Origin of the sequence: Bacillus sp. NPDC077027, assembly GCF_050269555.1 — a bacterium.
In the GTDB taxonomy this organism is placed as follows: domain Bacteria; phylum Bacillota; class Bacilli; order Bacillales; family Bacillaceae; genus Bacillus.
On record NZ_JBNNIO010000002.1, the window covers coordinates 698,253 to 717,714 of the forward strand.

Annotated in this window: 18 protein-coding genes; 3 read left to right on the forward strand and 15 right to left on the reverse strand. The window is 41.8% G+C overall.

The genetic code is table 11. The annotated features are described in order from the left end of the window. Positions 1-13: 13 nt before the first annotated feature. From cydC to ACQKEZ_RS09185, 15 genes are all read right to left on the reverse strand, one after another. Positions 14-1,744 carry a thiol reductant ABC exporter subunit CydC gene (gene cydC, locus ACQKEZ_RS09115; RefSeq protein WP_427300050.1) on the reverse strand — a complete coding sequence of 577 codons (1,731 nt, stop codon included), beginning with the start codon at positions 1,742-1,744 and terminating at the stop codon, positions 14-16. Continuing rightward, the gene (gene cydD, locus ACQKEZ_RS09120) at positions 1,741-3,468 is read right to left on the reverse strand and encodes a thiol reductant ABC exporter subunit CydD (RefSeq protein ID WP_427300052.1); all 1,728 of its coding nucleotides are present in this window, start codon (positions 3,466-3,468) and stop codon (positions 1,741-1,743) included. Before cydD ends, cydC begins: the two co-directional genes overlap by 4 nt. Then, positions 3,468-4,484, reverse strand: coding sequence for a cytochrome d ubiquinol oxidase subunit II (cydB, locus tag ACQKEZ_RS09125; protein WP_427300054.1), 1,017 nt, complete (start codon positions 4,482-4,484; stop codon positions 3,468-3,470). The genes cydD and cydB overlap by 1 nt, the downstream gene beginning before the upstream one ends. Then, positions 4,471-5,886, reverse strand: coding sequence for a cytochrome ubiquinol oxidase subunit I (locus ACQKEZ_RS09130; protein WP_427300546.1), 1,416 nt, complete (start codon positions 5,884-5,886; stop codon positions 4,471-4,473). The genes cydB and ACQKEZ_RS09130 overlap by 14 nt, the downstream gene beginning before the upstream one ends. A gap of 332 nt (positions 5,887-6,218) precedes the next feature. Beyond that, positions 6,219-7,340, reverse strand: a complete 1,122-nt coding sequence (gene isdG / locus ACQKEZ_RS09135) for a heme oxygenase (RefSeq protein ID WP_427300056.1) — start codon at positions 7,338-7,340, stop codon at positions 6,219-6,221. A 3-nt stretch (positions 7,341-7,343) separates the two neighbouring features. After that, a complete protein-coding gene (locus ACQKEZ_RS09140; RefSeq protein ID WP_427300058.1) occupies positions 7,344-8,357 on the reverse strand; it encodes a FecCD family ABC transporter permease in 1,014 nt (337 codons plus the stop codon). Beyond that, positions 8,354-9,271, reverse strand: a complete 918-nt coding sequence (locus tag ACQKEZ_RS09145) for an ABC transporter substrate-binding protein (protein ID WP_427300548.1) — start codon at positions 9,269-9,271, stop codon at positions 8,354-8,356. The genes ACQKEZ_RS09140 and ACQKEZ_RS09145 overlap by 4 nt, the downstream gene beginning before the upstream one ends. A 42-nt stretch (positions 9,272-9,313) precedes the next feature. Further along, on the reverse strand, positions 9,314-10,084 hold the full coding sequence (gene srtB, locus ACQKEZ_RS09150) for a class B sortase (protein WP_427300059.1): 771 nt from the start codon (positions 10,082-10,084) through the stop codon (positions 9,314-9,316). Positions 10,085-10,110: 26 nt separating this feature from the next. After that, on the reverse strand, positions 10,111-10,881 hold the full coding sequence (locus ACQKEZ_RS09155) for an ABC transporter ATP-binding protein (protein WP_427300061.1): 771 nt from the start codon (positions 10,879-10,881) through the stop codon (positions 10,111-10,113). Further along, the gene (locus tag ACQKEZ_RS09160; protein WP_427300063.1) at positions 10,868-11,854 is read right to left on the reverse strand and encodes a FecCD family ABC transporter permease; all 987 of its coding nucleotides are present in this window, start codon (positions 11,852-11,854) and stop codon (positions 10,868-10,870) included. The genes ACQKEZ_RS09155 and ACQKEZ_RS09160 overlap by 14 nt, the downstream gene beginning before the upstream one ends. Before the next feature lie 36 nt (positions 11,855-11,890). Next, on the reverse strand, positions 11,891-12,781 hold the full coding sequence (gene isdE, locus ACQKEZ_RS09165; protein WP_427300065.1) for a heme ABC transporter substrate-binding protein IsdE: 891 nt from the start codon (positions 12,779-12,781) through the stop codon (positions 11,891-11,893). Positions 12,782-12,847: 66 nt separating this feature from the next. Then, a complete protein-coding gene (locus ACQKEZ_RS09170) occupies positions 12,848-14,650 on the reverse strand; it encodes an NEAT domain-containing protein (protein WP_427300067.1) in 1,803 nt (600 codons plus the stop codon). Positions 14,651-14,670: 20 nt separating this feature from the next. Beyond that, positions 14,671-15,339 (reverse strand): heme uptake protein IsdC, encoded by a 669-nt coding sequence (isdC, locus tag ACQKEZ_RS09175; RefSeq protein ID WP_427300069.1) that lies wholly within the window; start codon positions 15,337-15,339, stop codon positions 14,671-14,673. A 20-nt stretch (positions 15,340-15,359) separates the two neighbouring features. Further along, on the reverse strand, positions 15,360-15,818 hold the full coding sequence (locus tag ACQKEZ_RS09180; protein WP_427300071.1) for an NEAT domain-containing protein: 459 nt from the start codon (positions 15,816-15,818) through the stop codon (positions 15,360-15,362). A gap of 403 nt (positions 15,819-16,221) precedes the next feature. Then, entirely contained in the window at positions 16,222-16,542 is a 321-nt protein-coding gene (locus tag ACQKEZ_RS09185; protein WP_427300073.1) for a winged helix-turn-helix transcriptional regulator, read from the reverse strand. Between the two features lie 171 nt (positions 16,543-16,713). Between ACQKEZ_RS09185 and ACQKEZ_RS09190 the strand changes: the two genes are divergently transcribed. The 3 genes from ACQKEZ_RS09190 to ribD are packed head-to-tail and all read left to right on the forward strand — an operon-like array spanning position 16,714 to position 19,427. Beyond that, positions 16,714-17,610: a VOC family protein gene (locus ACQKEZ_RS09190; RefSeq protein ID WP_427300075.1), complete on the forward strand. Its 897-nt coding sequence runs from the start codon at positions 16,714-16,716 to the stop codon at positions 17,608-17,610. Then, positions 17,588-18,349 (forward strand): GTP cyclohydrolase II, encoded by a 762-nt coding sequence (locus tag ACQKEZ_RS09195; RefSeq protein ID WP_427300076.1) that lies wholly within the window; start codon positions 17,588-17,590, stop codon positions 18,347-18,349. Before ACQKEZ_RS09190 ends, ACQKEZ_RS09195 begins: the two co-directional genes overlap by 23 nt. Next, a complete protein-coding gene (gene ribD, locus ACQKEZ_RS09200; RefSeq protein ID WP_427300078.1) occupies positions 18,336-19,427 on the forward strand; it encodes a bifunctional diaminohydroxyphosphoribosylaminopyrimidine deaminase/5-amino-6-(5-phosphoribosylamino)uracil reductase RibD in 1,092 nt (363 codons plus the stop codon). Before ACQKEZ_RS09195 ends, ribD begins: the two co-directional genes overlap by 14 nt. Positions 19,428-19,462 lie beyond the last annotated feature (35 nt).

A 19,462-nucleotide genomic window follows, 5' to 3' on the forward strand; every position in this document is an offset into this window, starting at 1 on the left:
TTTTTACTCGTTTCTATCTAAATGAAAGTGGTCGATCCATGCGATAAAGCCTTTGATAGCGCTGGCTTTTCTCCATCAATGTCTGATGGTTGCCTTGCATCTCGATTTGACCATTTTCTATAAATAAAATCTTGTCGCATGCCTCACACCCTGTCAGATGATGTGTGATCCAAATGACCGTTTTGCCTTTCAATACTTGAAAGATCGTCGCAAGTAGCTCCCGCTCAGTACGTGGGTCGAGCCCCACTGTTGGTTCATCTAAAATCACAACCGGTGTGTCCTGAAGTAAAATACGTGCTAATGCCATACGCTGTCTTTCTCCACCAGAAAAGCGGACACCTGTTTCTTGAACTCCTGTACGATAACCTTCTGGCAATGACTCAATATAATCATGAAGCTTGACCTGTTTGACGGCCTCTTTTACCTGTTCATCTGTTGATTCAGGCGAACCTAGACGAATATTATTAATGACCGAAGTATCAAACAAATATGGCTGTTGATTCAGGACAGATACATGCTCAGAAATCACTCCCTGCAAGTCCTGCACAGACTTTCCTTCTAACGTAATTGAACCTTGATTAGGATTAATAGCGCCTTCCAACAACTTGAGAATGGTCGATTTACCCGCTCCACTTTTCCCAAGCAATGCAAGTTTTTCACCCTGCTCTAACGAAAAGGAAAAGTCATGTAGGACCTCATGATGATCATCGTAAGAAAAATGAACATGATCAAAACAAACCGCCGCTGTTTCATCTGACGACAAGGCTTGCCCTGATGACACCTCGTTCATCTGATAAGATTCTTCTTCATACTGGTTGAGCCTGTGGACAGCATGTTGATAAACAGGAATATCACCAGCCGCATCTGACAATGGCAAGAAGGCTTCTGTTAACGGAAATAGCACAAGTACAAATGCCGCAATCAATGTATGAGACATTGATCCAACGGCTACTTGTGAACCGCTCCAGCATACAACCAGCACAACTGCACCACCAATCAAAAGCTGAGCAAGGAACTGGCGCATACGGATAAAACGATGTTTAGTTGCTTCAAGACGAAGGAGTTGTGCTTCTTTTTGTTCATATGCTTGGACGAAATCAGCCTGTCTGCCGCTAAATAACCAATCACTTATCCCCATCACCGCATCTGTAAGTTGACTATATAATTCACTTCTTCCTCGCTTCATCTGAATCTGACGCGCTCTATTCACCAGAACCGTCACAAAAGGAAAAACAAAAACTAGCAAAAACAAATAAAGTAGCATCAAGCCTGCAAATGGAAGTGAAAAAAGGCCAAGTGCACCAATTGAAGCAGCATATAAAAGTAATGCTGCAATCGACGGAAAAATGGTTTTTAAATACGCATCCTGTAAGCGTTCCACATCATCTGACAGCAAACCAAGCATATCTCCCGTTCCAAGCTTTGCATGAGCAACGCTTCGCTCTGCCATATCATATAAACGCACTCTCATCTTTTCAATCATCTTCAAAATGAGCTGATGGCTTGCCAGCCTCTCTGCATATCGAGCTGCTGAACGTGAAATACCAAAGGTTCGAACTGCCACAATAGGTACATAGACCATCAAGATATTTTCTGGCCTTGTCGCCGCCTTAGAAATCAAATAACCTGATGTATACATGAGCATAGAGGCAGAAAAAACGGCAATTCCCGCTAACAGCAGAACCAAGGCAAACAGTCGTCTATTCTCTTTAATATAAGGCGTAAACCAGCCTTCTCTTGTCATGTGATCTCCCCCATTTGCTCTTGAACCAACTCATAGTACACGCCTTTTTTTTGCATCAAAGTCTCATGTGTCCCTACTTCTGCTACAGTTCCTTGATTCATAACAATGATCTCATCCATTTCTGGCATCCAGTGCAGTCGATGCGTCGCAAGGAATACAAGCTTATCTTCAAATAGTGGAAGCATGGTTTCTTTCAGCTCATATTCTGTCTCAATATCAAGGTGAGCAGTCGGCTCATCTAATAGCATGATCGATCTTTTGCCTAAAATGGTTCGTGCCAGCGCAATTCTTTGTGCCTGGCCTCCGCTTAGACCTCTCCCTTGCTCACCAATGACTTCATCTAGACCGTTTGGCAATTCAGCCAATAATGGTGTCAGTCCAGCTTGAACCGCCGCTCTCTCTACTTCTCCATCTGAAGCACTCGGTTCATAAAAACGAATATTCTCTTTTAATGTCGCATGAAACAAGTACGGATGTTGTGGCATATAAACAAGATTCTGTTGCCAATTCTCTACTTGTAAATGAACGAGCGACTGTTCATTTATTGCAACTTGACCCGATGACGGCTCGACAAATCCGCCAAGCACATCAGTGAATGTTGACTTACCAGAGCCACTTTCACCAATGATGCCAATCTTTTTCTTTCCTCTTACAGAAAAATGAACATGCTGAATGGATAAAGGCGCATCTAGATCGTGCTGAACACTGATGTCTTTCAGCGATAACACATCGTTTTCTGTCCAACGATTTAACGTCACCGCGTGTCCATCTTGTGTTTGGAAGCCCTTCTCATCTAAAATGACCTGAATCGCCTCTCCTGCTTCTTTGCCATTTAGTGTGGCATGGTAGTCATTACCGACTTCACGTACAGGTAAGAAATACTCGGGTGCAAGCATTAATGCAGTGAGTGCTGGCAGAAGAAGTAGCTCTCCTTCTACCAATCTCAAACCGAGAAATACCGCTACTGTTGCAATCGAAAGCATTGAAAAGAAATCAAGTGCAAACGATGAGAGAAATGCAACCTTTAACGTATTCATCGTCGCCTGCCGATAACGTTTAGACACCTCAGCGATATTGCGGCGGTGCTTTTTGCTCATTCCTAAATAACGGAGGGTCTCAAGTCCTCGAAGCGAGTCAGTAAAATGATTGGATAATTTCTCATACGATCTCCACTGCTTTGCCGCTTTTTTTTGGGCAACGAGACCAAGTAAAATCATAAAAACAATTAATATAGGTAACGTGACGATCAAAATGACAGCCGATGTCCCATCAAGCATCCACACATAGATCAGCACCATTGCTGGAATGACCGCCATGTTGACCATTTTCGGAAGAAATAACTGCAAGTATTGACGAAACTGGGCAATGCCTTCCATCGCAAGTGTCACAAGCTGCCCTGTCCCTTTTTTCTTTGCAAAAGCTGGACCAAGCCGAAACAATTGATCTAGCAACTGTTTACGTACGTCAGCTCCAATTCGGGTTGAATAGACGAACATCACTTTCTCACGAATCAATGTTAGGCTGTGACGAACCGCAAAAGCGGCAAGAAACAAAAGAACATACGGAATGGCTTGAGACAAATCTTTCCCGTCAAACAGCGTTGTAATGGCATGTGCCAACCATTGTGCTTGAAAAATGATGCTGGCCCCTTGCATAAACGACACAATGCCTAAAAGGGCAAGAAGCCCTTTTATCCCTTTTAATTGAAGCAAACGTTTATCCATTAGTACGTCATTTTCTCCTTACCACTTACACGCTTACGGAACACGTAGTAGCTCCAAATTTGATACCCAAGCACAAAAGGCAACAAAGAAATCGCTACAATCGTCATGACCGTCAATGAGTAAGAGCCTGATGCGGCATTTTGAATCGTAAGATCAAACGCGTGATTCAATGAACTAATCATGACACGCGGGAATAGTGAAGCAAATAGCATCGCAACGGTGAGCATAATACCTGCTCCTGTAAAAAAGAAGGTCCAACCGTCACGTTCTTTGTTCATTAGAACGAATGCGGTGAGATAACTAATGACAATCAGGACTGTCATTGGGATTGTGACGATAGGACGTACTGTATACATATCTGTTTGTATCATGGATAAAACAACAAAGACAACGAGTAATGGCAAAGCAACAAACACTACCTTTTTCGCTAGCTGTCTCGCACGCTTTCGCAAATCACCCTCTGTTCTTAGTGTCAAAAACATCAACCCATGCAGAAGACAAAGTACAGTGACAGTCACACCGCCAAGGACAGAATACACATTAACAAAGTCTGAAAAGCCAGCATACATATTCATGCTCTGATCAATTGGCATTCCACGCAGAATACTGGTGAACAGCACCCCTAGAAGGAATGGAGGCAGAAGACTGCCAAAAAAGATCACCCAATCCCACGTCTTGATCCACGAAGCCTTCTCGACCTTACCACGAAACTCAAAGGCAACCCCTCGTCCAATGAGGGCTAAAAGCAGCAGGACAAACGGAATGTAATACCCGCTGAACATGGTCGCATACCAATTCGGAAAAGCAGCGAAAATCGCTCCACCTGCGGTAATGAGCCAAACCTCATTCGCATCCCAAAAAGGACCAATCGTATTGATTAAAATGCGGCGCTCGTGATCGTTTTTACCAAGCAACTGCATCGACATTCCAACACCAAAATCAAACCCTTCCAGAAAGAAAAACCCGATAAATAATACGGCGACAAGAATAAACCAAATCTCATTAAGATATGCCATGATATGCCCCTCCATCAAATGGGTCTGTTGAAAGGTCTGTTTCATCCTTTTGATGCTTGTCATCTTCAGAATGTGCACCTTTTTTAATTTCACGAATGAACAAGTAACCTAATAAAATCGCTAAAATCAGATACATGATTGTAAAGCTAATAACAGAGAACAACAGCATGCCATATGTGACGTTTGGCGAAATGGATTGAGCCGTTGTCATCATGCCAAAGACCGTCCAAGGCTGGCGTCCAATTTCTGTCATGATCCAACCAGCTGAATTTGCAATAAACGGAAAAGCAATCATCCCTACCATAAAGCGTAAAAACCATTTGCTCGTTTCAATTTTCTTTCTAAAGCTAAGGTATAGCCCGATCAAGCTAGCAAAAATCATTAGCATCCCTGAACCGACCATAATTCTAAAGCTCCAAAACGTTGTTTTCACAGGCGGAATATAATTTCCTGGTCCAAATTTTTCTTCATATTCTTTTTGAAGCGTAAGCATTCCAGGGACATCGCCACTGAATTTTGAGTATGCCAAGTAACTAAGAGCGAATGGAATACTGATCTCAGAGCGATTTTCCTTTTTGTCTGTATCTATGTTGGCAAAAAGAGTCCATGCAGCTGGATCACCGCTATCCTTCCAAAGTGCTTCACTTGCGGCCATTTTCATCGGCTGTGACTGCATTAAATGCTTCGCTTGATCATGTCCTGAGAATGCCACACCTAAACCAGAAATCATCGCAATGATCATTGCCACTTGAAATGACTTTTTGAAAAATGCCATTTCTTGTTTTTTCAGCATTTTATAGGCACTGACACCTGCAATAAAGAAAGCACCCGTTGCAAGTGCACCAAAAACGACGTGTGGGAACTCAACCCATAGCTGTGGATTTGTCACAAGCGCACCAAAATCGTTCATTTCTGCTCGTCCATTTTTGATGACAAACCCAACTGGCTCCTGCATAAAAGAGTTTGCAAGCAAAATCCAAAAAGCCGAAAAAATGGTCCCAATGGAAACAAGCCAAATACACAATAAATGAATTTTTTTCGGTAGACGATCCCAACCGAAAATCCACAGTCCAATAAAAGTAGACTCTAAGAAGAATGCTAGCAACGCCTCGATGGCAAGCGGAGCCCCAAATACATCACCGACAAACCTTGAATAATCTGACCAGTTCATCCCGAACTGGAACTCTTGTAAAATACCGGTGACGACCCCTACTGCAAAGTTGATCAGGAAAAGGTGCCCCCAGAACTTTGCCATTTTTTTATATACTTCTTTCTTCTTCATGACATATAGTGTTTGCATCACAGCAATGATGAACACTAAGCCAATGGACATAGGAACAAAAATGAAATGAAATAATGTCGTTGAGGCAAATTGAAATCTTGCTAAAAATAACTCACTCACCATTTGGCATCCTCCTTTACACCGAACGTCAATGAACATTCCATCATGCTCAAAACTTCACATAAAGTTCACTGTTTGTTCAACACTTCACATGAATGAGTCTATTGAAATGATTCATCAAGTGAAAGTATACTCTTGATTTTCATTCGGTTAGTTATTTATACCTGTACTTTACACCGATGTAATTCAAAAATAAAGTAATTTTTACCTAAAAATTGGGAGGTATTGTGTCAATTGTTTGAAAGCTTTGTCAAGTTTATGTGACGTAGCCATTTTCACCCCAATAAAAAAAGGCGCTGCTCGTCTACTTGCGGCGCCTTTTTTATGTCATATTATGCTTTCTTTTGAAGTGCTGGTCTTGTCACTTGTACTTCGTAATAAGTAATCTTGTTTTTTAGAAGACCATCAGGTTTGGCTTTCCCATGTGAATGTGCTTCGCCAAAAGCTTGACTCTTTGTCCAGTTCACAAAGTCTTCCTTTCGGTTCCAGCGTGTATGAATGGTTACTTCATCATAATCTGTTGTCTGTTGTGTCACCCAAACCTCCATGCCTAAAAATCCTTCCATAAACTCCACTTGCCCTTGTTTGTTAAAGCGTTGAACGAGTTTATCGGCACTTCCTTTTTCAACTCTTACTTGGTTGTTAACAATGATCATCTTCTTTTCATCTCCCTTTTTATGTTGAATCGAAGCAATTGGAATAATGAGCGGATGCGCCCCTTCCAAATGAACTTCTGCTTGAATCCCAAAGACTTCTTCAAAAAAATCAGCAGTGAACACCTCTTTTGGTGTACCGATCTGATGAACAGAGCCCCTTTTCATCGCAATGAGCCGATCACAGTACTTTGCGGCCTGTTGCAAATCATGAAGCACCATTAACACTGTTAATCCATGTGTTTTATTGAGGTCCTTCAAAAGCTCAAGTAAATCGAGCTGATGCGCAATGTCTAAAAATGTGGTAGGTTCATCGAGAATGAGTGTGTCTGTCTGTTGTGCTAGCGCCATGGCGATATAAGCCTTTTGCCTTTCTCCTCCAGACAGCGTGTGAAGGAGGCGGTTCTCATTTCCTCTAATATTCGTCACATCCATCGCCCAATCAATCGCTTCACGATCTTCCTTGGTTTGTCTTTTATAAAACGATCGATGCGGAGTCCGTCCATATGCAACTAGCTCTCTTACGGTCATTGCCGGAATGGTTGTTCTTGATTGCATCAGTACAGCCACTTCTTTTGCAATGTCCTTAGCCGTCATCGTCGCCTGCTGCATTCCATTAATAAAAATCGCTCCGCTATCAGCCTGAGTGAGTCGTGCCACAGCTTTAATAAAGGTGGATTTCCCAGAACCATTAGGACCGATAATGCCAGTGATCTTGCCTTTTGGTACCGCTGCTGATACAGAGGATAATTGGAATCCCCCTTGCTTGAGATATACTTGGTCGAGTAAAATCACATCCATATGTTAGCCCCTCCCTTTCTTTTTTAATAAATAGAGGAAGAAAGGCGCTCCTAAACAGGCAAGCAGGATGCCAACAGGTAGTTCAATCGGAGAGAACAATACACGTGCCGCTGTATCTGCAAAGACCACTAGTACAGCTCCACCTAATATGGACAGTGGCAACAAATACCGGTAGTCATCTCCAATAAGCAGACGAATAAAATGCGGGACGACAAGTCCAACAAAGCCGACAAGCCCACTGACACTGACAGCCGCACCTGCTAAAAGAGCGGCAAGGACGATCAAGGAAAAACGGGTCATCTCAATTCTTTGTCCTAATAATTGTGCAGCATCATCTCCTAGAAGCAGGAGATTGATTGGTTTAATGACAAAGAAACAAAGGCACAGTCCAACAAGTGCATATGGTGACATAAAGCTGACATGATGCCAGCTTCTTCCGTTTAATCCTCCTGAAAGCCAAGGTAAAACGGATTGTACTCGGTCACTGTAAAGCACCATCAGACCGTTCATTACAGCACCAAGTAATGCGTTCACCGCCACCCCAGCTAAAATCAGCTTAAGCGGTGATGCCCCCTGATCCCAAGACAACATGTATACAACAAATGCGGCTAAAAAAGCACCGAGAAAGGCACTAACTGGCAGTAAATAAGCTAACTGTGGAAAGACAAGCATACATAGCACTGCCGCAAGTCCTCCGCCCGCTGTCACACCGATAATCCCTGGATCAGCCAGTGGATTTCTGATAACACCTTGCAAAATGGCTCCTGATGCTGCTAGACAAGCGCCCACTAATAGACCAAGTAATACACGAGGCAACCTTAAATCCATCACAATTTTCTCATGAACGTGATTGGTCGAAGAGGTGAATACAGAGATCACATCTGACAAGGATAAATGGACCGAGCCAAGAGCAAGCCCAAGAAATACAGCGATGCATAAGGAAATCAATAAGCAGGGAAATAGCCACTTTCGTCTTGATTGTCTTTTTTGGAAATCAAAGTCTACATCTAGCCTCATACTGCCAACCGCTTCAATTTCTTCTCAAGATAGTCCAGTGCGTCCATAACTTCTATGCCTGGGTTTGTCCCAAATAAGTCATTGGGCAAAATCTCAATTCGTCCTTCTTTCACAGCTGTTACATCATGCCACGCTGCATTTTGCTTCATTTCACTGATAAATCCTGCCTTTACATCCTTAGGATTGCTGTGCGTCATCAGCAAAATGAGATCTGGATCTGCCTCAATCACCTTTTCAGCATTTATCTGAGCATATTGTGGAAATTGCTCTAGTGCTGGTTCATCAGCAGCAATATTTGCGCCACCAGCCAGTTCAAGTAAATTCCCGCTTAATGAATTGGGCAGGGCTGCCATATAAGTGCCTGGTGCCCCGTATACAACCAGTGTCCGAATCGCCTTTTTACTTTTTTGAACGCCCAACATTCGTTGTTCAATTTTTTCGTTCAGTGCCTTCGCTTTTTTCTCTTTGTCTAGTAGGTCACCGAACAGTGTAATCTGTCTTTGGATGTCCTTCACAGAGTTCACACTTGTCAGTAGCATTTGCGATCCAATTCCTTCAATGGAAGCAACATCCTTTGCATTCAGTTGCTCGTGACCTAGTACGACATCCGGCTGAAGACTTGTGATGAGCTCAAGGTCAAATTGATGGGTTGTTCCAACTTCTTGTATATCTGACGCTTTTTTTAATGAAGCAGGTAAATCCGCTGATGGGCGCCCAACTACCTTTTCACCAAGTGCATAGACGATGCTCATATCTCCTGTTGATAGAGCGACAATTCTTTTAGGTGTTGAATCAAAGGACAATGTTCTGTCGGAAAAATCTTTTATTTGCAAAGAGCCTTGCCCTGTCTTTTTTTCTGTAGAGGACGTTTGACTGCATCCTGCAATGAGGAGCATCATGGTCAAACACATCATGACTGTGCGTATGAATCTCAAACTTCTTTCTCTCCTTTTCTCTTAAACTTCCTTCAGCTTCGCCTGAACCACAAGACGACCACTCTTAGGAGCTAGTACATAATCGCAGGTTGATAAGGTGAGAATGAGATCATCCGTTGAAACGTCTGTATCCGTTTTGTAAATAGATTCTTTCCGAACGTCTTGAAGATAATGTGCATATTCTCCCAAATCACTGAAATCCGTCTGAATATAATCAAAAGCAACAGTCGTTTCATAGACTGCAAAAATTTCTGCTTCATAGCTTTTGTAGAGCGTATCGTAATGAAAGGTCCGATGACTTTCAAAAAAATCCTTTTGCAAATATTTCTTCAACCCAGCAAACATTGATCCATCCTTCATACGATGTCCATATAAGACTGTATTTGGACTTTCTTCTAATGCATCATTGCGATAGTCCATAAAGATGCTTCCAGCGCGAGTACCTTCTTTTAAATAATTACGGGTTAAATAATACGCATTGTCCTTCGCCTGTACAATTGGATACTGAATCATTGTATCTTTCATGTCGACCCAGCCAACAATATCTTGGTTCACATTAAGAAGTTCATCAAATGAAGAACGCACCTTCCCCGCTTCATGCTGTTCAGTTGTCGCTGTCTGACGATCATACATGGTTTGTGCTTCAGCAAGTACCTTGCGATTCTGGTAATAACCGAGCAGCTCGGCTCCTAAGGCAATTCCGCTGTACACAAAAACACATATACACACAAACGTGAACATTCGTTGAAAAAGGCGTGTTCCTTTCGATGGTTGTTTTTTTGCTTGTTTCACATTTCTCACCTGCTTTTGCAAAGCCTTTAAATACCAACAGGCACGATATACATCCCTGTGTCTTCATCTTGTTTAACGGTCACAGAGACACCGTAAATGTGCTTCACCATGTCCTCGGTTAAAACTTCGCTTGGTCGTCCTTTGGTCATTAATTGCCCATTTTTCAACGCAATCAGCACGTCACTATAGCGAACAGCTTGATTCATATCATGCAGTACCATCACGATGGTCAAGCCATGCTGTTCATTTAATTCTCGGATGAGCTCTAGGATGTCAAACTGATAATAAATATCTAAATAGGTCGTCGGTTCATCTAAAAATAGGATAGGGGTTTTTTGTGCAAGTGCCATCGCAATCCACACCCGCTGCCGTTCCCCACCTGAGAGTGAGTCAAGCGTCACCTTTCTTTTATCAAGTAGTTTTGTGCTTGATAACGCCCACTCTATCGCCTTTTCATCCTCAAGCCGATTGCTTCCACGAATTGATTGATGAGGGGTTCTGCCAAACGCAACCACTCGTTCAATTGTCAAATCACCAGGCGCTTCATTTTGTTGATGAACAACGGCTAATCGCTTCGCTAATTCCTTCGGTTTATAAGTATGAATCTGATGCCCATCTAATAAAATATGCCCCTTGTTTGGTAAATGGTTATGTGCCATTAATGACAACAGTGTTGATTTACCAGAACCATTCGGCCCAATGATCGTCGTCACTTTCCCCATATCAATACTTGTCGTGATCGTTTGGACAATGTCCTTCTTCTGGTCATATGAAAAGGAAACCTCATGAATGTCCATTAATTCGATCACTCCTTCTTAATAAAAAGATGAGAAATGGTCCGCCAATCACAGCCATGATGGTGGATGCTGGAATCTCATTCGGTGCCACCAGCGTTCGACCTAAAGTATCAGCCGTCAAAATGAGCAAAGCGCCACTCAGCGCAGAAAATGGAATCAGCACCCGATGATTGGAACCAACAAGCCTTCTTGCAATGTGAGGGATCAAAAGACCAACAAACGAAATGACACCTGCCACTGCCGCTGTCACTGCTGCAAGCAAAACGGCTGTAATGGAAATGAATACACGCATTCTCGTCACACGCATTCCTAGATTTTTTGCCGTTTTATCCTGAAGCGAGAGCAAGTTACACCATTTACTAAAGAACATCGCAACGACGAGACCGACGACACCATAGACGCCAACCAATCGAACATCGTTCCATGTTTTCATTGTGAGGTTAGATTGACCTGATTGATTGATCGTTACATTGAAATAGCTACAAATCGTGACAAATGCCTCTGTTAAACCTGTAAACATGGCGTTGATGGCAATCCCCACCAAAATCATTCTGATCGGGCTTAGTCCGCCTTTCCACGACAAGGTATACACCAGGAAACAGGCAAGCGCACCACCAAATACAGAAAAGAGAGGGGAATAGAAATAAAATTGGGGAAGTGCTGTAATGGCAATTAGAGATAAAAAGCTGGCACCTGATGAAATGCCAATAACCCCTGCATCTGCTAGCGGATTCCGCATCACAGACTGCAAAAGCACACCAGATACGGATAATGCTGCTCCTGTAAATAGCGCGATTAATATACGAGGAATCCGTAAATCTTTGATGATGTCTACTTGTGCATTTTGCCCTGTAACCAAACCTTCGACTAACTCAAATGGTGTCACGTGAATACTTCCAGTGATTGCTGAATAAATAAACATCCCCACCAGCAATGCACTCACAATAAGAAAAAGAAATCCTGTTTTTTTCATCTTGAACGTCCTTTTATGAATAAGATAAGCAACTCATTATGGATATAACATACGGGCAAGCTCATCAAGAGCCTCTGTCGCTTTTAAATTACCTGTCGTACCAAAAAGACTTTCTTCGAGATCATATACGCGATTCTGTTTGACAGCTTCAAAGTGCTTCCAAATGTCATTCTTTTTGAACTCTTCATCAAACATTTTAACGACTTCATCCGGCATACCATGAGCAGCACGAAGAATAATATCGGGATTGGCTTTTTGTAAATACTCAGTATTTGAAGCCAAATATTCCATTTCTTCTCCTTTAACGATGTTGTCGCCACCTGCAATTCGCACAAGGTCGCCAATATAGGAATTCTCGGTTGCAACTAAATAACTACCTGGCACACCTAACAAAATAAGAACCGTTGGTTTTTTCTTTCCTTTTGTTTTCTCTTTCATTTCTTTCTTTTTGTTTTCAAAAGATGAAACAATCTCTTTCGCTTGTTTCTCTCTGTCGTACTTTTTCCCAAGCTTGGTGATGGCTTGACCCATCTTGTCCAGACTCTCAAGATTCAGGTATGTCGTGTGGACACCTGCATTTTTAAAGGATTTTTCTAAGTCGTATTTAAGGGTGGTGACAGATAGGACATCTGTCGGTTGAAGTGATTGAATGATTTCCATGTCTGGACTCATCGGATTCCCGACTTCTGGCAGATCGCGATACCTTGAAGGTAGATTTTTTTGACTTGTTGGCACCCCGACAAGATCCACCTTAAGGGCATCCATCATTTCGGTGACTGCAACTGTCGTTGCCACTACACGTGTCTTGCTTTCTGTATCCACCTTGCTACTAGCTGAACTTTCAGCCGTATGGCTGCAACCCGCCATGAGGACAAGAATGAGTGTGCCGATTACGGCAAACAGCGTTTGATGCTTCAAGAAGCGCATCCTCCTTTCAAAAAAAGAGAGTGGATGCGCCAATGGATGAAGGCGCATCACACAATGAAACGTATATTATAGCGTACGTGCTCGATATTTTTTGACGAGTACGAAGGCTGATGCTGCAAATAGAAGTGCATAGATCCACATCACAGAGGCATCTCCAGTTTTCGGATTTGTTTCAACTGCTGCTGATGTCTCAGATTCATCATCTGTACGGTTGTATGTCATTTCCTCTGCACCTGTCTCTTCTGGTTCAAGGTTCACTAATGGCGTTGTTTGCGAATCGTTTTCATTTGGATTTTGGTTAAAGTTGATGCTATCATCTTCACCAAGTACCGTTGCGATACCGCTTCCTTCTCCTAGAGCAATACCTGTTGTGTCATAGTCCAGTCTTACTTCGTACTGCTCGTGGTAACCTGCAGCTGGCAGGTCAATTTTCACACGGGCAAATTGATCATTACTTAAACTTTTCACTTCATATTGAACAATACGTGTATCTGCTTTTTCATCAGTTGACGCAACAAGTGTCTTCTCATATTTTCCAGCCGTCCCAATTTCAAAAGCTGTGATGGCAGAACTGTTCTTGATTGTATAGGACACGTAATGACGTCCGTTTTTCACAACCAATGTAGCTGGACTAACAACATAATCGTTCATCCGAGAAAGCTCATCTTTATCAGCTTGTTTGATTGAGAATGGCAACTGATATACACCATCTTTAAGTTCAACTGCTTCTTGATTCGATCCACCATCTGTTGTTTCTGGTTTTGTTGGTGGATTTGGTGTTGTTGTCGGTGTTTCTTCATCTACTGAGTTATCACCCTGCGCTTGAATACTGCTCGGGTCAAATTTGAAGCGAATGTCGTACGTTTGATTGTAGTTAGCAGCTGCCACTACAATATGAACCTTTCCTTTGACAGCTTTAGAAAGATCAGCTACTTCAAAAGAAACCACTCTTGTATTTTTCGCTTCATTTTTACTCACTGTTTTCACTTCTTGATAAGTACCGTTTTGTTCTGTTTTAACAGAAGCAACTGACGCATCATCCTTTACAGTGAAGGAAACCGTTTGTTTACCATTTTTCACCGTTAAAGATGCGGGATGAGAAAAGTATTGGTTCATACGAGATGCCTCATCCGTATCACCTTTTAGCACCTCATAGCTCAAACGATACACGCCATCTTTGATTCCTTGATGGGAAGAATCGTCAGGTTTTGTCGTATTGTCGTCATCCGGTGTTGTTGTGGTATCGTCAGGCTTTGTCGTATTGTCGTCATCCGGTGTTGTTGTGGTATCGTCAGGCTTTGTTGTATTGTCGTCATCCGGTGTTGTTGTGGTATCGTCAGGCTTTGTTGTATTGTCGTCATCCGGTGTTGTCGTACTATCATCCGGATCAGCAGGTGACACGAGCGTCAGACTACTTTGATCAAAAGAAAGCTGAACATCATATGCTTCATCATAGACAAAGCTGCCTAAATCCCAATAAATCTTCACCCAGCCTTTTAGCTTTGAAGATAAATCTGCGACATCGAATTTGATGACTCGGGTATTCGCTTCTACATCCTCACTTACCGTCACAGTGTCAACCAATGCGCCATTTTGTTCCACTTTAAAATCTGTTATTTCTTTGCTTTGTTTAAGCGTTAAAAATGCAGTGATTTTTCCTTTTTCTACAGTCAATTTCGCCGGTTTTTCTGTATAGGTATCCATCATCGATGCTTCCGTTGAATCATTCTTCAAAATGGTGAATCCTACAGTATACTCACCATCTGCATGCGATGCAGCTTGAGCAGTTCCTGCTGGAATCTGAAGTGCAGTCAGCAAACTGAATAAAAGCAGTAGGCTAGCTGTCGTAAGGTGTAAAAGACGTTTCAAGTGGTGACACTTCCCTTCTCTTAATGCTTCATCACAAATTTTCTAGCTAAAAATCCTCCAGAACATATCACAAGGACGAGAAGCCAACCCATGTGGCTGTTATCACCTGTTTGAGGATTTTCCTCATTTTTTACATCCTTCTTTTCAGAAGACTTGTCTGTTGATTGCTCTTGGGATGAAGATGTTTTTGTCTCTTCTTTACTTTCACTTGTAGATTCGTTCGAACCACTTGCTGACAATGATTTGATGCTACTTTCATCAAATTTGAGTTGAATCGTGTAATCATGATCGTAGTCAGCCGATTTTACAGTGACATGAATTTTTGATTTAATTGGTTTTGATATACTTTGAGCATTGAATTGAACAAGACGTGTATTGGCACTTTTATTCGTCGATAAGACTTGTGTGTCGGTATAACCGCCATTACTAGGCACTTTAAATTCAGTGACCCAGCTACTGTTCTTAATGGTCATTTGTACAGTCAGCTTGCCATTTTTCACAATGACCTTTGCCGGCTTAAGCCAATAATCATTTGCCATTGAGACGGCATTGCCCTCTGCTTTCAACACGGTGTAATTCACCGAATATGTACCATCACTTAATGATGCGGCTTGTACTGTTGAGTAAGGCATCACCCATGCCAGCAAGATAGCCATGATCAAAGCAGGCACAAACATTATTTTTTTCATAAAGCTGGCTTCCTCCCTTTTTACTGAACAGTTGATTCGTCAAACTTCAGACGAATATCGTAGTTACCTGTATATCCGATAAGTGGTACAGTCACGCTCACTTTTGCTGGTAAAACATTTGTTAAGCTAGATACATTAAACTCTACTGTTCTTTTATTCGCAGAAGTGTTTGTGCTGACAACCGTTGCAGCTTTATACACACCATTATCAAGTGTTTGGAATTTCGTAATCCAAGAACTGTTATTTAACGTCACTTGTGCTTTGATCTTTCCATCTTTCACAATCAGCTTTGCTGGCTTTTCAAAATAAGAATTAGCTGTTGATGTAGAATCGCTATCAGCCTTCAATACAGCATATTGTGCAGTATATTGACCATCTTTTAATGTCGCAGCAGACGCTGAACTAAATGGGGCAAATGCAAATAAGAAAACAAAGCTCAATAATAAAAATACTTTTGAAGCGGAACGAAATGATTTCATGTGTACTCCTCCTAATTAATAAATGATATTGATAATTATTCTCAATTGGAATGAAAAAAAATAACCTTCTTTGAATTACCTATGATTAGCAATCCATAAATGATTATGATTATCATTATCAATCAAGGTAAAAAAATAAATCTTTGCTTCTAATGAATCAAAGATGTCTTGTCTTGATGTTCACCTGCATGTGTCGAATCCTCTAGGCTATCAGTCCCGTCATGATCTCATGGCATAACCTCCAATCCTTTACAGGGAAAACACCCCTCTACTCCTTGATATTATATGATTAATAAATTTATTGTCAATATCAATTTCATACTATTGACTTAGAATATTGGAAAATAAAACAACAAAATTCCGACCAGCAACACCAGTCGGAATCAACGTTTGAGACATAAAATTATATTTTTTGCCCTCTGTTTTTTATCTGAACAGACCATGAAGAAATTTCTCGAATGACACTTTCAATTTTTTCCCCTTGTTCGGTTAACTCGTATTCCACTCGAACAGGAATGTCTGCATATACTTTTTTTTCAACGAGTCCTTCAGCTTCCAAATCCTTCAACCTCTTTGATAATAACCTTCCGCTGATGCTCATTTCGTTTTCTAGCTGGCAAAAGCGTTTTGGCCCTGTCAGAAGTTGATTCATGATCAGGACAACCCATTTCTTCCCTAGAATCTCCATCGCATCTGTAATTGGGCAACTGTCTACTTGAACCATGACCTGCTACCTCCTGCATTTTTTCACTTTTTTTCATTATAACACAATTAATTACTTGAAATAAGCTACTAACTATTATATAGTTTAGTTACTAAAAGTAACAAGGTATTTTCGATTCTAAGATAAACCCTTTGATGGATAAATGAAGATAACTTAAGGAGATGACCAGGCTTGAATACAATTCAACCAAACACCAAATTAGGATTAACAGAATTACACATATCAGATTTTCAACGCTCCCTTCCTTTTTATACAGACATTTTAGGATTTACGGTGTTAGATCAGACAGGTTCGACTGTCACATTAGGAAACAATGCAAAGGAACCGATTCTTTTATTAAAAGAAGATACATCTTTAGCACAAAAGCCTGATCATGAACCGGGTCTTTACCATTTTGCCATTTTACTTCCTACCAGAAAAAATCTAGGCACATGGCTAGCGCATGTTGTCAAAAAAGGCTATCCTTTAATTGGAGCGAGTGATCACTTTTTTAGTGAAGCAATATATTTAAGTGATCCTGACGGCATCGGTGTCGAAGTGTACGCAGATCGCCCGCAGGACATTTGGGTAGATGATCAAGGTGGACTAAAAGGTGGTGGAAATGCACCACTTGATGGAGATGGGCTCTTGCAAGAAGCGGCAGATTCGGTTTGGGAAGGTCTTCCCGCCGGTACCGTGATGGGGCATCTTCACTTCCACTTGAATCCAGATGAAGCAAACAAATTTTATGTCGAGACGCTCGGTTTTCAAATCCGAATGGCTCCACCAGCCAGCCTGTTCATTGCTGCTGGTCTCTACCACCATCACCTAGCATTTAATGCCTGGGGACGGGGCAGAAAAGGCGCCATCGATACAAGCTTCTCGGGAATTAGAAGCTATACACTCGTTTTCCCAGAGGAAAAAGACAGACAGTCTGTGTTAAACAGTCTCTCACAAGCAGGAATTGACGTTGACACTTCAAGAACAATTAGCTCTTTTATTGATCCCTTTGGCGTTCGCATTCGTTTACAAATTGAAGAAGCAGATAAAGAAGAAGGTGCAGAACATGGACAAACGTTCAAAAAATAAAACAGCCATTTTAAAAGATAAAATCAAACGAGTGAAACATGAAGATAGTTATTTATATATTACAGGTCCTATCAGGCTACCAGTCAACTTAGACGGCAGAACGGTGACCTTTAACTGGTATTCTTGGTTAAAGGACGATGGTCAAGAAGCATTATCTGATGAGGAATTAATCAGCAGTCTCTCATCACGGGATCTTGCTGATCATCAGCAATCCAGTGTGCTCGTCTATGGAGACTTCCAGCACGCTGACGAAGCATTAATTCGCATGCACTCGATCTGCCATACTGGCGATATATTTGGTAGCAAACGCTGTGATTGTGGCTTTCAATTGAAGCAATCCATGAAAATGATTGAAGAAAATGGTGCAGGCGCTCTTTTCTATCTTGCTAACCATGAAGGCCGAGGTATTGGTCTATTTAGCAAAGCAATGGCGTACATTCTTCAAGAAAATGGCTATGATACAGTAGAAGCCAATGAAGCTCTTGGCTTTGACGACGATACACGCAATTATGGGGAAGCAATTGCTGTTCTCCAAACATTACGAACAAAACCGGTACGACTCATTACAAACAATCCGAAAAAAACAGATGCCATTAGCGATGCTGGCCTTTCCTTATCTGGTCGAGTACCGCTATGGGGAGATGTTTCTGAATTTAATGAGAAATATTTGCAAACAAAAATCTCACGCTCAGGTCATATGAAAGCGGATCAAGAGGTGCATACGATTGCCACATCATGAACGATATATGAAACTTGCCCTTGAAAATGCAAAGGCAATGAAAGGACAGACATCACCGAACCCGCTCGTCGGGGCTGTGATTGTGCGAGATAATGAGATCGTAGGCGTCGGTGCTCATATGAAGGCAGGCGAACCGCACGCCGAAATTCAGGCACTCCGTATGGCAGGAGAAAAGGCAAAAGATGCGACAATATATGTCACCCTTGAGCCTTGCTCTCACCACGGAAGAACAGGTCCTTGCGCTGAAGCACTTGTAAAAGCAGGTGTCAAGACAGTAGTTGTTGCTGCCCTTGATCCAAATCCACTTGTAGCTGGGAGAGGCATTGACATTTTAAATCATGCCGACATCCATGTCATCACGGGTGTATGCGAAGAAGATTCCATTCAAATGAACGAAGTGTTCAACCACTTTATTACGAAAAAAACACCTTTTGTCACGCTTAAAACTGGTATTACCCTTGATGGAAAAATTGCATCTTCAACCTCTGATAGCAAATGGATTACATCTGAGGAATCCCGTTATGATGCACATCATATTCGCAGCATGAATGATGCCATTTTGGTTGGTGCAAATACAGTGATTCTGGATGACCCGTCATTAACATCTCGTATTCCAGATGGTCGCAATCCGATTCGCGTGATTTTAGACTCACGCCTTTCTATTCCACTCACAGCAAAAGTAATTACTGACGATCTGGCTCCTACCTGGGTGTTTACAACGAAAAAAGCGGATCGGCACAAGATTTCAGCTCTTGAAGAAGCTGGTGTGAAAGTATTTGTCACAGGAGGAGAAGATCGAGTTGAAATAACCGAAGTCCTTCAATTACTTGGAGAAAATCAAGTCTCATCACTCATGATTGAAGGTGGTGGACAAGTGAATGCATCATTTTTAGAGCAGGCACTTGTTGAAAAAATGGTGATTTATATGGCACCAAAACTAATTGGCGGCAGTAAATCCCCCTCATTTTTTGGTGGCGAAGGCATCAGCCTGATGAGTAACGCCATTGAGCTTAACCCATTAACAATCGAACAGCTAGGGAAAGACTTCAAAATCACTGGCTACCCGACTTATCAATAAGAGATGATATAAATAAAACAGCCTGCGGGCTGTTT

Bases quoted from the DNA above. Each gene is read 5' to 3' on its own strand.
- isdG (WP_427300056.1), bottom strand. From the start codon at position 7,340: ATGGATGTGATTTTACTCGACCAAGTATATCTCAAGCAAGGGGGATTC.
- ACQKEZ_RS09145 (WP_427300548.1), bottom strand. From the start codon at position 9,271: ATGATGTGTTTGACCATGATGCTCCTCATTGCAGGATGCAGTCAAACG.
- ACQKEZ_RS09155 (WP_427300061.1), bottom strand. From the start codon at position 10,881: ATGGACATTCATGAGGTTTCCTTTTCATATGACCAGAAGAAGGACATT.
- cydB (WP_427300054.1), bottom strand. From the start codon at position 4,484: ATGGCATATCTTAATGAGATTTGGTTTATTCTTGTCGCCGTATTATTT.
- ACQKEZ_RS09180 (WP_427300071.1), bottom strand. From the start codon at position 15,818: ATGAAATCATTTCGTTCCGCTTCAAAAGTATTTTTATTATTGAGCTTT.
- cydD (WP_427300052.1), bottom strand. From the start codon at position 3,468: ATGGATAAACGTTTGCTTCAATTAAAAGGGATAAAAGGGCTTCTTGCC.
- isdC (WP_427300069.1), bottom strand. From the start codon at position 15,339: ATGAAAAAAATAATGTTTGTGCCTGCTTTGATCATGGCTATCTTGCTG.
- isdE (WP_427300065.1), bottom strand. From the start codon at position 12,781: ATGCGCTTCTTGAAGCATCAAACGCTGTTTGCCGTAATCGGCACACTC.
- ACQKEZ_RS09160 (WP_427300063.1), bottom strand. From the start codon at position 11,854: ATGAAAAAAACAGGATTTCTTTTTCTTATTGTGAGTGCATTGCTGGTG.
- ACQKEZ_RS09185 (WP_427300073.1), bottom strand. From the start codon at position 16,542: ATGGTTCAAGTAGACAGTTGCCCAATTACAGATGCGATGGAGATTCTA.
- ACQKEZ_RS09140 (WP_427300058.1), bottom strand. From the start codon at position 8,357: ATGAGGCTAGATGTAGACTTTGATTTCCAAAAAAGACAATCAAGACGA.
- ACQKEZ_RS09195 (WP_427300076.1), top strand. From the start codon at position 17,588: ATGGACAAACGTTCAAAAAATAAAACAGCCATTTTAAAAGATAAAATC.
- cydC (WP_427300050.1), bottom strand. From the start codon at position 1,744: ATGACAAGAGAAGGCTGGTTTACGCCTTATATTAAAGAGAATAGACGA.